The organism is Salinibacter pepae (assembly GCF_947077775.1).
GTDB lineage: Bacteria > Bacteroidota > Rhodothermia > Rhodothermales > Salinibacteraceae > Salinibacter > Salinibacter pepae.
The window spans coordinates 878,782-894,380 of the sequence record NZ_CAMTTE010000001.1; the positions used below are offsets into that span (position 1 = coordinate 878,782).

10 protein-coding genes are annotated in these 15,599 nt (G+C 66.9%); 4 read left to right on the forward strand and 6 right to left on the reverse strand.

What is annotated here, in order from left to right; all coding sequences use genetic code 11:
* The first annotated feature begins 353 nt into the window (after positions 1–353).
* The 4 genes from OJA40_RS03740 to moeB all read left to right on the forward strand — a co-directional run bounded on the left by OJA40_RS03740 (position 354) and on the right by moeB (position 3,591).
* Complete coding sequence (locus OJA40_RS03740) at positions 354–1,304, forward strand: PLP-dependent cysteine synthase family protein (RefSeq protein WP_263809967.1); 951 nt, start codon at positions 354–356, stop codon at positions 1,302–1,304.
* A 112-nt stretch (positions 1,305–1,416) separates the two neighbouring features.
* On the forward strand, positions 1,417–1,854 hold the full coding sequence (locus OJA40_RS03745; RefSeq protein WP_263809968.1) for a M67 family metallopeptidase: 438 nt from the start codon (positions 1,417–1,419) through the stop codon (positions 1,852–1,854).
* Positions 1,855–1,914: 60 nt separating this feature from the next.
* A complete protein-coding gene (locus tag OJA40_RS03750) occupies positions 1,915–2,208 on the forward strand; it encodes a ubiquitin-like small modifier protein 1 (RefSeq protein WP_208427647.1) in 294 nt (97 codons plus the stop codon).
* Between the two features lie 165 nt (positions 2,209–2,373).
* Positions 2,374–3,591 (forward strand): molybdopterin-synthase adenylyltransferase MoeB, encoded by a 1,218-nt coding sequence (gene moeB / locus OJA40_RS03755; protein WP_263809969.1) that lies wholly within the window; start codon positions 2,374–2,376, stop codon positions 3,589–3,591.
* Positions 3,592–3,630: 39 nt separating this feature from the next.
* On the opposite strand, the gene OJA40_RS03760 is transcribed toward moeB, so the two are convergent.
* The 6 genes from OJA40_RS03760 to OJA40_RS03785 all read right to left on the reverse strand — a co-directional run bounded on the left by OJA40_RS03760 (position 3,631) and on the right by OJA40_RS03785 (position 15,529).
* Positions 3,631–4,065, reverse strand: a complete 435-nt coding sequence (locus OJA40_RS03760) for a fibronectin type III domain-containing protein (RefSeq protein WP_263809336.1) — start codon at positions 4,063–4,065, stop codon at positions 3,631–3,633.
* 161 nt (positions 4,066–4,226) lie between these two features.
* Positions 4,227–8,465, reverse strand: coding sequence for a S8 family serine peptidase (locus OJA40_RS03765; RefSeq protein WP_263809970.1), 4,239 nt, complete (start codon positions 8,463–8,465; stop codon positions 4,227–4,229).
* A 46-nt stretch (positions 8,466–8,511) separates the two neighbouring features.
* On the reverse strand, positions 8,512–9,123 hold the full coding sequence (locus OJA40_RS03770) for a hypothetical protein (protein ID WP_208427240.1): 612 nt from the start codon (positions 9,121–9,123) through the stop codon (positions 8,512–8,514).
* Between the two features lie 314 nt (positions 9,124–9,437).
* Positions 9,438–11,363, reverse strand: coding sequence for a carboxypeptidase-like regulatory domain-containing protein (locus tag OJA40_RS03775; RefSeq protein WP_208427239.1), 1,926 nt, complete (start codon positions 11,361–11,363; stop codon positions 9,438–9,440).
* A gap of 958 nt (positions 11,364–12,321) precedes the next feature.
* Positions 12,322–12,693, reverse strand: coding sequence for an FxLYD domain-containing protein (locus OJA40_RS03780; protein WP_263809340.1), 372 nt, complete (start codon positions 12,691–12,693; stop codon positions 12,322–12,324).
* A gap of 142 nt (positions 12,694–12,835) precedes the next feature.
* Positions 12,836–15,529, reverse strand: a complete 2,694-nt coding sequence (locus OJA40_RS03785; RefSeq protein WP_263809971.1) for a valine--tRNA ligase — start codon at positions 15,527–15,529, stop codon at positions 12,836–12,838.
* Between the last annotated feature and the right edge of the window lie 70 nt (positions 15,530–15,599).

Genomic DNA, 15,599 nt, shown 5'->3' on the forward strand with positions numbered 1-15,599 from the left:
GACCCGCCCGAGAATGTGACGATGCGGGCCGAGTGGCCTCCAGGCCGGAACGCCCGTGCGTGTCGTTAAGTATCAAATTGCGGATTTTCAGCATGACCCTCTCCAGGGAAGCATTCACCATGTACCGACGCGGTCGTCCCATTGCGGTGTACGCGACGATGGCCCCCGAGGCCGTGCGGTGTCGTTGTTGGTGTCGATGTTGTTCTCCCCCGGAGAGGCCGCGTTCTGTCGGCGCCCCGCGTCCCGTCCCTGAGTCCGGACGGTAAGCCCGCGCCCGACATTGTTGCCAGCGCCCGTCGCCTCTCCGGCCCCGCCGCGAGAGGCGTTTTCTATTTGCCCCCTTCCCCACACCAATGAGCACGGCCCCTGCCTCCTCATCCGCGTCGACGGCTGCCCCAGCCGCGTCGTCCCTGGTCGACGACATCGGCCGGACGCCCCTCCTGCGGCTCGACCGCGTGGCCGATGACCTGCCGGACTCCGTGGCCGTCTACGGCAAGGCGGAGCACCTCAACCCTGGCGGCTCGGTGAAGGATCGCCCCGCCCTCCGGATGGTCGAGGCGGGGCTCGACGCCGGCGCGTTCCGCCCCGACCAGACGCTCATCGACGCAACGAGCGGCAACACGGGCATCGCCTACGCGATGATTGGCGCGGCGAAGGGGCTGGACGTGGCCCTCGCCCTGCCCGAGAACGCCTCCGCGGAGCGCAAGAAGGTGCTGCGCGCCTACGGGGCCGAACTCATCCTGACGGACCCGATGGCGGGGACGGACGGCGCCCAGCGGCGCGTGAAGGAGATGGTCGAGGCCCACCCGGACCGCTACTTCTATCCCGACCAGTACAACAACGACGCCAACTGGCGGGCGCACTACGACGGCACCGGCGCGGAAATCGTGGATCAGACGGACGGCGCGGTGTCCCACTTCGTGACGGGCCTCGGCACCACTGGCACCTTCACGGGCGTCACGCGCCGCCTGAAGGCGCACGACGCGTCGATTCGGTGCGTCGCCGTGGAGCCGGAAACGGCCCTGCACGGCCTGGAGGGCCTAAAGCACATGGAGACGGCGATTGTGCCCGGCATCTACGCCCCGGACCTCGCCGACGCCCACCGCACGTGCTCCACCGAGGCGGCCGTCGACATGACGCGCCGGCTGGCCCGGGAGGACGGGCTGCTGGTCGGCCCCTCGGCCGGGGCCAACGTGGCCGCCGCGCTCGACGTGGCCCGGTCGCTCGACGCCGGCACCGTGGTCACGATCCTCTGCGACACCGGCACGCGGTACCTGAGCGACGACCTTTGGAATGAAGAGTGATACGTGAAGAGTGATACGCGAGGCGTGATCGGGATGGAGCAACGGCAGCGTCGTCGTGCCTCACGCGTCATCCCTCACGCGTCACTTCCCCTTTCACCGACCCAGCCCCTGCATGGAAACGACCGAACCGATCCTCGACGCCATCCGTCAGCGCGGCGCCGACGCCTATCCCGAAGAAGGATGCGGCTTTCTGCTCGGCACCGTTACGGACGACGGCGACAACCGCGTGACGGCCCTCCACCGCGCCCCCAACCGCCGCTCCGAGAATCGCGAACGGCGCTACGAGCTGACGGCCGACGACTACCGGACGGCGGACGCGGCGGCGCAGGAGCAGGGCCTCGACGTGGTGGGCGTGTACCACTCCCACCCCGACCATCCGGCCCGCCCCTCAGAGACGGACCTGGAGGAGGCCACCTTTCCCGGCTTCACCTACGTCATCGTCTCCGTCTGCGACGGCGCCCCGGAGGCCCTGACCGCCTGGGCCCTCGCCCCGGACCGCTCCGAATTTCACCGCGAGGACATCGTCCGGCCCGACCCCGAGGCTCTGTAGTCTCGGCAGGCCGGTTCCCAACCGTTCAACGTTCACCCTTCCAACCTTCAACGCCCTACCATGCCCACCACCGACACCACGACCGTCACACTCCGCATTCCGACCCCCCTTCGCTCCGCCACCGACGGGCAGGCGACCGTCGAGGTGGAGGCGGAGACGGTCGACGCGGCCCTTCGCTCCCTCGTCGACCAGCACCCCGGCCTCGCCGACAACCTCTACGACGAGGACGATGAGCTGCGCCAGTTCGTGAACATCTACGTCGGCGACGACGACGTGCGGTTTGGGGAGGGCGTGGACACCCCGCTGGAGCCGGGCGACGAGGTCTCCATCGTGCCCTCGATTGCGGGCGGATGAACGCCTACATCTCACTGCACTGCCACGACCGGGACGAATAGACCTGATTCTGGTTGGTGGTGCGTATTCCGTACTTCGTATCCGCGCCGTGTCGACTTGTGCGCACCACGACGAGACACGCAGTACAGAAATTCCGCTGTCCTGGCACATTACTTCACTCCCCAGATGGCCACCACAACCGCAGCCCCCGACCAGACACACGCTGAATTGTCGCCGGACGAGTTGCAGCGCTACAGCCGCCACCTGACGCTCCCCGAGTTTGGGCGCGAGGGACAGGAGGCACTCAAGAATTCGTCCGTCCTGCTCGTCGGGGCGGGCGGCCTCGGCTCCCCGGCCGCGACCTACCTCGCCGCGGCGGGCGTCGGGCGCATCGGTCTCGTCGACTTCGACAGCGTGGAGGCCTCCAACCTCCAGCGCCAGATCCTCTACGGCACCAGCGACGTGGGCCGGCCCAAGCTGGAGGCCGCGTCCGAGCGCCTGCAGGACCTCAACCCGCACGTCGACGTGGAGACGCACGAGGTGCGCCTCACGAGCGACAACGCGCTCGGCATCATCGACCAGTACGACGTGGTGGCCGACGGGACTGACAACTTCCCCACCCGCTACCTCGTCAACGACGCCTGCGTAATGACGGGCACGCCCAACGTGTACGCGTCCATCTTCCGCTTCGAGGGGCAGGTGTCGGTCTTTGCCACCGAGGACGGCCCCTGCTACCGGTGCCTCTACGAGGAGCCGCCCCCACCCGGCCTGGTGCCCTCCTGCGCCGAGGGCGGCGTGCTCGGCATCCTGCCCGGCTTCATCGGCACGCTGCAGGCCACCGAGGTCATCAAGGTGCTGACCGGCGTCGGCGAGCCGCTGGTCGGGCGCCTGCTGATGTCCGACGCCCTCAACATGGACTTCCGCACCGTCAACGTGCCCACGAACCCCGACTGCCCGGTCTGCGGCGACACCCCGACGGTGACGGAACTGATCGACTACGAGGCCTTTTGCGGCATTCCGCAAAGCGACGAGCCCTCCCCGAACGGAACCGCCGATTCTGACGTGTCCGACCCTGACGACGCCGTCCCCGAAACGTCCGTCCACAACCTCAAGCAGCGCCGCGACGCGGGCGACGCGCCCTTTGTGCTCGACGTGCGCGAGCCCTACGAGGCCGAGATCGCGAGCCTCGACGCCGACCAGCTCATCCCGGTCGACGACCTCGAGGCCCGCCTCGACGAGCTGGACGCCGGCCCAGAGGAAGAGATTGTCGTGCACTGCCGCTCGGGCGCGCGCTCGGCAGAGGCGACCGCGTTCCTGCGCGAGCAGGGCTACGACGCCTCGAACCTGGAGGGCGGCGTGCTTGCCTGGAGCGAGGAGATTGACGACAGCGTGCCGCAGTACTAGCCGCCCCAAGCAGTCCTTACGTGGCACATCCGAGAGAACTCACGGATTGGGCGGCCCCGGGGGCCCGGGGAAGGGGGTGGCTTCTTCATCGTCGGAGGGGGCACTCTCTCCATCGTCGTTGACTGCCGTGACGCGGTAGTAGTACGTCTGGCCGTTCTCGACCGCCCCGTCCGTGAGTCTCGCCTCCGCAATGCCCTGGGCCTGAGGCTCGCTCGGGAGTGTCTCTTGTGGGGTAAGGGTCCGGTAGACGTTGTACGAATCTGCCTCTTCCACCCCGTCCCATCGCACCGACACCTCTCCGGCCCCGGATGTGACCCTGAGCGCGGACGGTGCCTCCGGGGGATCTCCGCCTCCCCCGACCAGGCCACAGCCGCCCAGTGCGAGGACGAATGCCAGTCCCGCGATCCCAAGTATGTTCGACGCGGGCTGCCCCAGAAGGCGCCCTTGCTGAACGAGTCGCAACTGCAAAAGCATGTTCTACCTAGGCTGCGAAAGAAGAATCGGCAGGGAAAGGCGGGCCCACTCAATGCCGAATGCCGAGGCCGACGTGTAGGGTGCCCGTTCCGGGATGGGCCCTGTGAACCGGAATACTGCAGAGAAAGCTCAGGGAGATTCCCTCCTGCATCGGCCGTGCCTCACCGCACGACGGTTATCTTCTGGGTCCGCGTCCCCCCTTCGGTCTGCAAGCGCCCAAAGTACACGCCACTGGACAGCTGCTCCATCGGCAGTGAAAGGCGGTGCCGGCCGGCTTGCCGGGTCCCAGAGGCCAATGTAGCCACCTCTCGCCCGAGGAGGTCGTACACCCGCAGCTCAACCCGCTGCTTCTCCGGGAGCGTATAGTCGATCGTGCCGCGCCGATTTACCGGGTTCGGGTAGACGGTCATGCTCACCTCGTCCGGGCGAACTTCCTTCTCGGAGGCCTCCACGTACTGGTGCGTCCCAATCGAGACCCTGAGCACCGTTCCGTCTTGGGCCCGCGGCCGGATGGATACGTCAGGGTCTCTTTGGAGGTCGTAGCTTCTGTCCCGCGCCGGATGGAGAAGCGAGACGGCCTCGGCGCCCACCTGATTGAGCGAATCGGCCGTGATACGGATCGGCGCCTCCCCCTTCCGTGCACGAAGCCGTAGGGAAAAGGTCCGTCCCTCCCCCGTCATCGTGCGGGATGCCGCCATGAGAGACGACGCCCGCTCCGTTTGCTGCGCGTCCTGTGCCTGAATGCGAAGACTAATCGGCTCGAACCGTCCCGGGGGCGCCACCACAGTGCGCTCCGCCTCTTCATTTTTCGCGAGACCAAGCCGCACGGACGAAGAGAGGGCGGGCGCGCGCGGAGAGGTCGCACGCACGATCATGGTGCCGGGGGACTGTCGTTCCTTCTTCTGGGCTGTCGTTGTGATCGAAGTGGGGGCATCAGGATGGGGCACGAAAAGAGTGTCCTGATCCGTCCTGTTGAAAAAGTAAAACGCCTCCCCTGCTCGGGCGGAGCGAAATACGGCCCGGCGTTCAAAGGACTGGTCAAACCCCCAGAGCGGTGTCGACACGCCGTCGTTCATGCCCTGGACGTCGGCCCAGGACACGTCCGTCCCCAGCGGGTTGGCAATTACGTTCCAGCCCTTTCGCAGGGGAACCGCCGAAGCCGTGTCGCCCCGCAGTTTGATCGTGGAAACCGTTGCGTTGTAGGACCAGTCGTCGGTGCTCGTTAACCACAGCCCCGCCCCGGCCTCGAACGAAAACGGATCGGAGGGATCATACTTTTTGAACCCACTCCCATCGTCTTTATAGGCCTGCCAGTCTACGCCGGGCTCCCCCTCGATGGCCGCCGAGAGCGGCGTCGACTCTCCCCCGGGCAGGGCCACCAGGCGGTAGTCCGCCGGCTCGTTCGCCCCGTCGAACGACCGCGCGATGTCCGCCGTCACCGTTTCCGGGTAGAGGAAGTGCAATGCCCGGGCAGAGAGAGCGCCCTCCCCCCCGGCCCGGTCGACGGCCGTGATCCTGTAGTAGTACGTGGTGCCCTCCTCGGCCTCCGCGTCGACGAACGACGCCTCCTCCGCCGTGCTGCTGCCGTGCGGGGTCAACCCGGAGGCCTGATCCGCAGCAAGGGGCTTCGTGTCCCGGTACACGCGGTAGCGTTGCACGTCCGCCGCGTCGACCGGCGTCCAGGACACCTTGATTCCCGTGCCGGCCTCGGTCTCGGCGGCCGTCACACCGCCGGGACGGCCCGGAATGGGATTCGAGGGCGTTGCCTCCACTGTGCCCGACGCCTCGCTCTCCCGCCCGTCAGCGGCCTGCGCAGTGATCGTGTAGTAGTAGGTCGTGCCCATCGTCCCCCCCGCGTCCGTGTACGCGGCGGTGCCGATTGGCTCCTCGGTCACTTCGGTCGCGCTCGCCGGCGTCACGGACGGGGAGCGGGACCGGTACACGCGGTAGCCGCTGGGGCCACGGCCCTCGGGCGCCGACCACTCGAGACGCACCGCTTCCGTCGCGTCGTCCACCGCTTGGGTCGTTGCCGTCACCCCGGACGGTGGGGGCGGCAGCAGTGTCTCACTGGTTTCGGCCGACAGCCGCCCCGAATCCCCGAAGTCGTCTACGGGCACCACCCGGTAGTGGTAGGTCTCGCCCCCCTGAAGGCCCTGGTCGGTGTAGGTGCCCGTCGACGCATCCAGTCGAGCATCGGTGACGCGTGTCGCCGACGTGGTATCCGTGAACGACGAGGTCGACCGGTAGAGGTGGTACCCGGAAAGCCGGTTCGCCCCGAGCCCGTCCCAGACGATCGTCGCGTCGTCGCTGCCGACCGCCGCGACCTCTACCCCCGTCGGGGCGTTTAGTGGCGGGGCATGCGCCGCTGCCTCCCCGGAGAGCGCACGTTCGCCGCCGTTTCCGTACCGGGCGACCAGGCGGTAGTAGTAGGCCGATCCGTCCGTGACGCCCGAGTCGACGTAGCTCGTTTTGGTGCTGTCGATGGGCGCCCCTCCGTTCACCTTCGTCGCGTTCGAGACATCGTCGAAGGGCGAGGGCGAACGGTAGAGGTCGTACCCCTCCGGACTGGCCGCAGGCCGATCCCAGGTGAGGGCCACCTCCCCGTCCCCCGTAGGGGCCGCCGCAAATTCTTCCGGCGGGGGCACGGCCGCATCCGGCACGCCCCCGGTGAGGGCAATCGACAGGTCCTGTGCCCCGCCCTTCAGGGCCCCATCGTGCGAGACCCGAACGATATACTGGCCCGCCTGCGCATTCTCCACGAGCACCTGCTCGACGTTGTCGCGCTCGTTGTCCCCCGTCGACGCCGCCCGGTCCGGATTGGCCGGGTCCATGACGTACGGCCGGTGCACGGTGCCATCGGGGCCCTCGACGTGTACGTTGAGGTCGTTTACCAGCATCCGGTCCCGCGGGTCGAGCCGCCGCGACGGGACGGTGCCGGCCGGGTCCGTCCAGGCGATGCTGGTCCGAAGCGGCTCGCTCCCGTCGCTCGACACGCGGTACGCGAGCGTCTCGCCCTCCGAAAGGGTGCGCTCCTGCACGTAGACGCCGCCCCCGAGACGTCCATCCCTGCTCATTAGCTCGGCCGCCCGCTCCACGTTCATCAGGCCCCACCCAAACTTGTAGTCCGGACCCGCATTCCCGGCCTCGTCGGCGGTGTGAATCAGGACCGACTTGATCGTCGACGCCCACGGGTCCTGGCCGTGAATCGACCGGTAGTGCTCCTGCAACAGCGCCACCGACCCGCTCACCATGGGGGACGACATGGACGTTCCCGGAATGGATCGGTAGTCGGTGTCGCTCCCGCTCCACGACGAGAGCACGCTTACCCCCTTCGCCACGAGGTCGGGCTTGAGGCGGCCGTCGTCCGTGGGGCCCCAGCTGCTGAACGACGACATCTGCACGTCGCTCGGCGCCGCGTAGCCGCCCTCGATGCCCTCCACCGCACCGACGGTGAGGATGTTCTTGGCGGTCGCGGCATTGCCCAGCGACTCGTAGCCGTCCGCTCCGCCATCCGGGGCCCGTTCCTGCTGGGACGTCGTGCAGTTCCCATTCTCATCAAAGATGAAGTGTTCGGTGGGCTGGGAGGGCGGCCTATCATTGCGCTCGTTCCCCGCGGACTTCACGATTACGTAGCGGCGCGAGGTCCGGACGTATTCGTCCCAGGTCTTCGCGTTGCGCCCGTAGAACCCAAATCGGTAGTCCTCCGTGGGGCTAATGTCGGGGTTTCCAAACCACGTCCAGTCGGAGCGGCTGCCACAGAAAGTACCGCGGTGCCATCCCGTAATTCGCCCGTACGAGTGGTTCGACACCCGGAGGCCCGCGGCCGCCGCGTTGGCCATCTCTGCGTTGTCGTTGCCGAAGCTGTACGCGTCGAGGCGGGCTTTGTAGGCCATTCCCTTCGCCTCGGCCCGCACGCCGGCCGCCACCATCGTGCCGCCCACGTGGGTCGCGTGCCCGCTCAGCGCGGCCGGATCGTCCTGCTGCTCCACCCGGCCTCCAAACTCCTGGTGCGTCGCCCGCACCCGTCCCCCGTCCCAGATGCCGAGGCGCCGGGCCTCGCCGGTCAGGGCCAGCCCAAGATTTCCGCCGGGCCGCACCGCGTCGACCGACGAGGTGATGGCGCCGCCGCGGTTGTACGTGGTGTAGAAGACCGGGCGCCCGTTCTCGATGCGTTGCAGGGCCGCGACGCCCCCGTCCTCAAATTCCGTCCGGACGGGAATGCCGGCCGCCTCCGCGTAGGCGCGGACCTCCGCCCGCTGGGCCCGCCACGCCCGATCGGCCTCCGCCGCCATGGCGCGGAGCCGTTGCTGCCGCTCGTCGTCCTGTGCCGCGGCCCCTCCGGGCCACAGGGCAGCGGCCAGGAGCGCGACCACGCCGAAAAGGAGAAGGAACCGGTTCATGTCGTGCGGGGCAGGATGCAAAACGCGAAGAGGAGAGACAACCATGCTACGAGCCGGACGCCTCCGGGAGCATCGTCGAGTCGAGAAGCCGGTTCAACGCCGAGTGGAGACGCAGGAACGACGAGGGGTAGTGCTCCCGGTCCGCCCCCATGTTCGCCCGCACCGACACCCGGTCGGCGGCGGGGGCGGGCCGGGCCTTCAACACGACGGACGAGGCCGGCGTCCGAACCGAAACATCGTGAGGATTCACTGCCGGAAGCCGGGCAGGAATCGAGTCGGATGCCAGGGCGCCCACGCGCACCCGCAAGGTGTCAAAGCCGGGCGGAGACAGACGATCGCGGCCGATCTCCATGGTATCCAGGGTGTATCCGTCGTCCGTCGTGCGGTAGACGAGCCGGGACAGCACGTAGCGGCGATCAAATGCGATGCGCACCCGATGCCCGTAGGCGTCGCCGTCGGAGTAGAGGTCCTGCTCCCCTCCGACCTCGTAGGTCACCAGCGTGGGGGCGGCGTCCTCGCCGTTGGGCCCGGCACAGGCGCCCCCCACGAGCAGGCCCACGAGCCCCAGGGCCCACACGAGGCCGAGAGACGGCGAACGGATCGCGCCGGGCCGGGCGGTCGACGACGCAGTGTGTGTCGGCTCGCGATTTGGCCTCATTCGGTGTTGGCAACATGGGAAAAATTTGGGGGCGTCCGTAGTTTCGCCCCTCGGCCGATTCCATGAAGGCATTGACGCACAGTTTGTTTTCGGCGCGTCCCCCCAGTCCCTTCACCAAAAAAGCGGCCCGCCCGTGCCCCGCGGAGCGCCACGGGGCTGTCGCCGGCTGGGCCGGGCCGCCGGGCTCACGGCCCCGCCGCCGTTCGCCCCGCACGCCCCACATACAGAAAGGGCCCGAGCCGTCGCCGGCCCGGACCCTTTCTCGTTGTGCGCTACTGAGCGGAAAGGCCGCTCAGATGCCAGGACGCCTGCCGTTAGAGGCTGGTCGTATTGGCGTCGCTTTCGACCTTGATCGGGTTGCCGGCAAGGTCGGTCACGAAGTTGTCCGATCCCGCTTCCCTGACCGTCAACTCGTCGTTGGCGGTGTTGCTGCCGTCGTCACCAAGCTCGACGACAACCCTCGCAGTTGCCGGATTGATGCTGTTGTTGACCTCCGCAACCTCACCAAGGGCGGTCGGATCGTTAGAACCGTCCTCGATGATGAAGTAGTCCGTACCGGCGTCGCCGGCGCTGATGTCCGAAACCGGCTCACTGAACGTGACCTCCAGCTCATCATCGCCGTCGCTGTCAACATCGGCGTATTGGGCGCCGCTGAGGTCGAGCGAGTCGTTGTCGGCAATCTCCTGGGTCTCGGAGAAGTCGCCCTCGACGTTGTTGATGCTCACGGCCCGGATTTTCCACTCGATGGGGCCGTACGTGCCCTCAACATTCGTGCGGAGCGGGTTGCCACTGAACGTGACAGATCCACTAGTCTCGCCGAACTCGACGTTCTCGGCGGAGATCGTCTCCTTCAGCTCGAACTGAGGCGCCTGTCCACGGTCTTCGGTGTCCTCAACAGTGCGGGCGAAGACCTGGTACTCCTTCACCGGCGCCCCACTGTTGTCCACGTTGATCGTGAGGTTCGGGCTAACGCCGGGCACGTCGTAGTCGATGGTCTCGGGGACATTGCTCACCTGCACGTTGCCGTCCTCGCCGATGGCCGGCGTGGCGGGCGCGTTCGTGTTGGCGCCAATCGAGTAGTTCAGCAGAGCCGGGAGTCTCCGCACACGGGTATCGTTTACCTCTGAGAGGCCCACGCCGTACTGCGCACCGACGATATCGTCGAAGAGGTTTCCATACCCGACCCGGAACTCAATGCCATCGCTGAGCGGCTCGGCGACGCTCCAGCTCACGCTTTCGATCGCGCCGCTCTCGGTCGTCGTGGCACTCACGTCCAGCTCCACGTTGCCACTCTCATCGACGGCTTTCGTGCTTATACTGGACTCGTCGATGGAAAGCGCCTCCGCAACGTCGTCCGTGGTCACGCCCGCCACCGGACGGTTAAACGTCAGCGTCCATTCCGGCTCGGTCGTGCCGAAGTCCGTACCGGGGGCCGGGTCCAGCGTCGCGGTGAGGGCCGGAGCAGAGACGGACGCCTCAACCGGAGCCGCGCTGCCCTCGTCCGGGATGGACTTTTGGGTTGCAACAGTCGACTCTGTATTGTTGTCAAACCGCGCGTACAGGTCGACATTTTCACCTACTACGAGGTTCTCGAACGTGAAGGATCCCTGCTCGTCGGTCGTGGTGGTCGTGGTTACCGTGAGGATGCCGGACGTCGCATCGCCCTCGGCGGTAAATCCTGTTTTGATCGTCTGCGACGCGCGCAGCTCCGTGTTGCGGAGCGGTGCGTCGGAACCAGTCACGCCGAGCTGCCCGGACAGCGAGCCGTTGTTCTTCTGAAGCGGGAAGGTGATGTTCGCGCCCAGCTCAACCGCGCCGGTCTCGTTGTTGCCGTAGGCGAGCTCAACCTGGCCGCGGTAGGCGTCCCGGTAGTTGCTGCCATCGGGCGTCTCCACGCGGATTCCGTATTTGGCAGACGGGTCTTCGCCCGTGTTCGACCCATCGTCCGCGGTGGTCGCGGGCAGGTCCGTGATGGCGAATCGACCTTCTGCGCCCGTCGTCGCGCTGAAGGACTCTCCGTCGGCATCCAGGGACCCGACGGCCACGACGACCTTCGCCCCTTCAATGGGAGTGGAGCTTGCGTTGTCGATGACCTGGCCGGTAATGGCCCCGCTCACGTCACCAAGGTTGTTTGAGTCCGGGGAGGTGCCGCCGGAGTCACACCCACTCACGACGAGCCCAACCCCCAGGGTTGCAATGAGAAGTACTAATGTATTTGACCAGTTTTGTAGCTTGCTCATACGTACAGCGTTTGTGCTAAAAAAGCGATGGATGATGTGGTAGTGGCCACCGGCGAACCGCCTTCGTCCGCCTCACAGAATAGGGCAGCAAAACGCGTGCCCGTCGTGTCCATCCCCGGAAGCGACCACTGTTTGCCGCTGCACACCGGTGTGCGCCGGGCGAGCGGGGGAAGTTTAAAGGCAAATAGCGGGACTTGCGCTATTCGCACAGAGATGTATTCAGCTTTGGAACCGCTAAAAAGGAAACATCATTGGGCGCCTATTTCAAGCCCGGAACATGAGCATTGAGTAAAGGCTGACCCGGGCAGCAAACCGTCTTCTTTTGAATTTTCGGCACGCGCATCGGGGCCATCTGCTGTTTCAAAATGCCCTATATAAAACTATATCTCGCAAGTGCCATTCCTTATTGATTAATTTATTTTTTTGTATTCGGTATTCAATAAATAACCCATTTGAGAGTCCTGAAGGGGTGTCGTTTGTGCTTCGGCGTCGTTCTTTCTGTTCGGTTCGGCCCGCTGGCCGGGAACGGCCGCCCGTGCCGGAAGGCGCCTGGCCGGCGTGGGTGGGTCGGCGGGGCACGAAGGGAAGTGGGGCCCGCCGCGCCTGCGGCGCTGCTTGGCTGGTGTGCGCGCCTGCGGTCTCAGAGGGCGGCCCCAGAGAAGAGCGCCCCCGTTGATGTGACTAGCGCGCCTCGCGGCCTGGGCGGGTGGGTTTCAGATCTGCCCATGTCGACCGGTTCTGCGTAGAAATGCCCGGTTCGTCGGCCAGGCGGGTCGCCGTCCAGGCGGGCGGCCGTTCGGGACGGGCGCGCGGATGTGACAGTGCTGTGGCAGTGCAGGGGGCTCGCCGCGACGTACTGTGTCACCGCGGATCGGGGTTCGCCGTCGCCGCCCCTACCGGTCAGTGGCCCCCATGCCCCCGGGACGGGCCCCGCCGGCGTGCAGGCAGCCCGACGGGCCTACGGACTGAGAATGCTTTGCACCTGCGCCTGCTGGATGGGCCGGTCCGAGTCGACGGTCTGGTTGAACGCGGCCGAGTCACCGGGGGGCACGTCCTGCACCTGGATCCGCATCGTCTCGATGCGGGAGCCCTCGCCGTCGTAGAGCGCCACCTCCACCTCCGCGATGCCGATGGTGGCGCGGCCCTGGTTGACGAGCGTGCCCGCAAAGATCCGCTCGCCCGTTTCGGTCTGCAGAAGGCGGGGCTCAACCACGGTCGCGTCGGTGGTCTCGCCTCCATTCCCCCCGCACGCCCCGAGGACGGCCATCCCCGCAACGGCGGCAACGAGCAGCATCAGCGAACGCACGGACGAGCCGGAAGCGAGAGGCATAGGAGCAGCGGGGCCAGTCGGAGAACAGCGAGGCGGAAATGGTTGCGTTCTGGCGCTGACCGTGGAGGAAAACCACACGGCCTCCCACAGATCCCCGGGCCCCTCCGCCGAGCGCGGGGTTTACAAAACAATCATGCGGCCGCTACACGGCCTCCAGGTCGGCGAGGTTGTCCTGCAGCCGCTCCAGCTCGGCGGTCGCGTCCTTCTTCTTCTGGCGCTCGCGCTCCACAACCTCGTCCGGCGCCTTGTTGACGAACTGGGGGTTGTTGAGCTTCTGCTCCACGCCCTCCAGAAAGGTTTTCTTTTCTTCGATCTCGCCCCGGAGCCGCTCGCGCTCCTGGTCCAGGTCGATCATGCCGGCCAGCGGCACGAACACCTCGCACCGCCCCACGACGACCGAGGCGCTCGCCCTGGGCTTCTCGGCCCCGGTTTCCACCGTCAGGTCCGTCACGCTCGCCAGCTTGTCAAAGTAGTCGGCGTACCGCCGCACGGTGTCCGCGAGGGCCTCGTCGCCGACGGGCACGCTGACCGTGGCCTCAATCTCCTGCCCCAGGCCCACGCCGTAGTCGCTCTTGATGCCGCGCACGCCGGAGATCATCTCCTGGATGAGCTCGAACGTCTCGGCGGCGGCCGCGTCCATCTGCTCGTCGTCGGCAGTCGGCCAGTCGGCGGCGATGCAGGCCTCGTGCTCGTCCCGCGGCCGCACCTTCCACCACAGTTCTTCGGTGATAAACGGCATCAGCGGGTGCAGGAGCGCGAGCAGCGTCTCGTAGATCTCGGCCGCGAGGGCGATCTTGTCCGCCTCCATCTCCGCCCCGTACGGCGGCTTGATCAGCTCCAGGTACCAGTCGCAGTAGTCGCGCCAAAACACGTCGTAGACGCGCTCGGCCACCTCGTTGAGGCGGTAGCGGTCGAGCGAGTCGTCGACGTCCTGGATCGCCGTGTGGAGGCGGTGCAGCATCCACTGCTCCACCAGCTCCAGCTCGTCGAAGGAGCGCTCCCGCTGGTAGTCGCGGACGGGCACGCCGGCGTCGTCCCGGTCCATGAACTGCCCAAAGACGTTAAACGCGTTCCAGATCTTGTTGGCGAAGTTGCGGCCCATCTCGAACTTCGAGGGGGCGAGCTTGATGTCCTGCCCCTGTGCGCAAAGGAGCGTGAGGGTGAAGCGCGTGGCGTCGGCGCCGTACTGGTCCACCATCTCCAGCGGGTCGATGCCGTTGCCCAGGCTCTTGGACATCCACCGGCCCTGCGCGTCCTTCACCATGCCGGTGATGAAGACGTTCTTGAACGGCGGCTCGCCGGTAAACTCGTACCCCGCCATGATCATGCGGGCGATCCAGAAGAAGAGAATGTCGTACCCGCTGACGAGCACGTCGGTCGGGTAGAATTTCTCCAGGTCGTCCGTCTCTTCCGGCCAACCGAGCGTGGCGAACGGCCAGAGCCAGGACGAGAACCACGTGTCGAGCACGTCGGTCTCCTGCACCATCCCCTCCTCCGGCTGGTCGATGCTCACGACGTAGCCCTGGTCGGGGTCCGGCTCGCCCTCCTCGTCGGTGTGGTACCAGACGGGGATGCGGTGGCCCCACCACAGCTGGCGGCTGATGCACCAGTCGCGGATGTTTTCCATCCAGCGGAAGTACTCGTTGGCCCAGCGGTCGGGGAAGAACTCGATCTCGCCCTCGCGCACCGCCTCGATGGCCGGCTCGGCCAGCGGCTCCATCTCCACGAACCACTGCCGCGAGATGAGCGGCTCGATCACTGCCTCCGAGCGCTCGGAGAGGGGGACGTTCATCATGTAGTCTTCCGTCTTCACCAGGAGGCCCTCCCCCTCCAGGTCCTCCACGATCCGGTCGCGGGCGTCGAACCGGTCCATGCCCTCGTAGGGGCCGCCGTGTTCGTTAATCGCGCCCGTCGGGCTCATGATGGTGATTTTCTCGAGGCCGTGGTCCTCTCCAATCTCAAAGTCGGTCTCGTCGTGGGCCGGCGTCACCTTGAGCGCCCCGGTGCCGAAGTCGCTGTCGATCCGCTCGTCGGCGATGATGGGAATTTCGCGCCCCAGGAGCGGCAGAATCGCGGTTTCGCCCACGAGGTGCTCGTACCGCTCGTCGTCGGGGTGCACGGCGATGGCCGTGTCGCCGAGCATCGTCTCGGGGCGGGTCGTGGCGATCGTCAGGGACTCGTCCTCGGCGTCCGCGAGCGGGTACTGGACGTGCCACAGGTGGCCCTCCCGCTCTTCGTTCTCGACCTCCTCGTCGGAGAGGGCGGTTTCGTTCTCGGGGTCCCAGTTGACCAGGTAGTCGCCGCGGTAGATGAGCCCCTCCTCGTGGAGCTGCACGAAGACCTCCTGCACGGCCCGCGTAAAGCCCTCGTCCATCGTGAAGCGCTGGCGGTCCCAGTCGCAGGAGTCGCCGAGCGTGCGCTTCTGGTCCAGGATGAGGTCGCCGTACTCCTCCTTCCAGGCCCGCACCCGCTCCACGAACGCCTCGCGGCCGAGGTCGTGGCGCGTCTTGCCCTCCGCCTCGCGGAGGTCGTCCTCCACGGCATTCTGCGTGGCGATGCCCGCGTGGTCGAGGCCCGGCATCCAGAGGGTCTCGTCCCCCTTCATGCGGTGGATGCGCGTGAGGGCGTCCTGGATCGAGTCCTGCAGCGCGTGGCCGATGTGCAGCCGCCCGGTGACGTTGGGCGGCGGCATCATGATGACGTGCGACGCGGCGTCGCCGTCGGCGTCGGCCGCGAAGAAGCCGTGCTCCTCCCAGTAGTCGTACCACTTGTCTTCGATGTCGGACGGGTCGTAGGCTTTGCTCATCGAAGCCAGGGACGGGGCGTCGTCGGGCATGGTGGAATGCAAACACGTGAATCAGCAAGCGCGCACGACGTCCCCCGCCACGCCACGGCGCTGGGGCCGG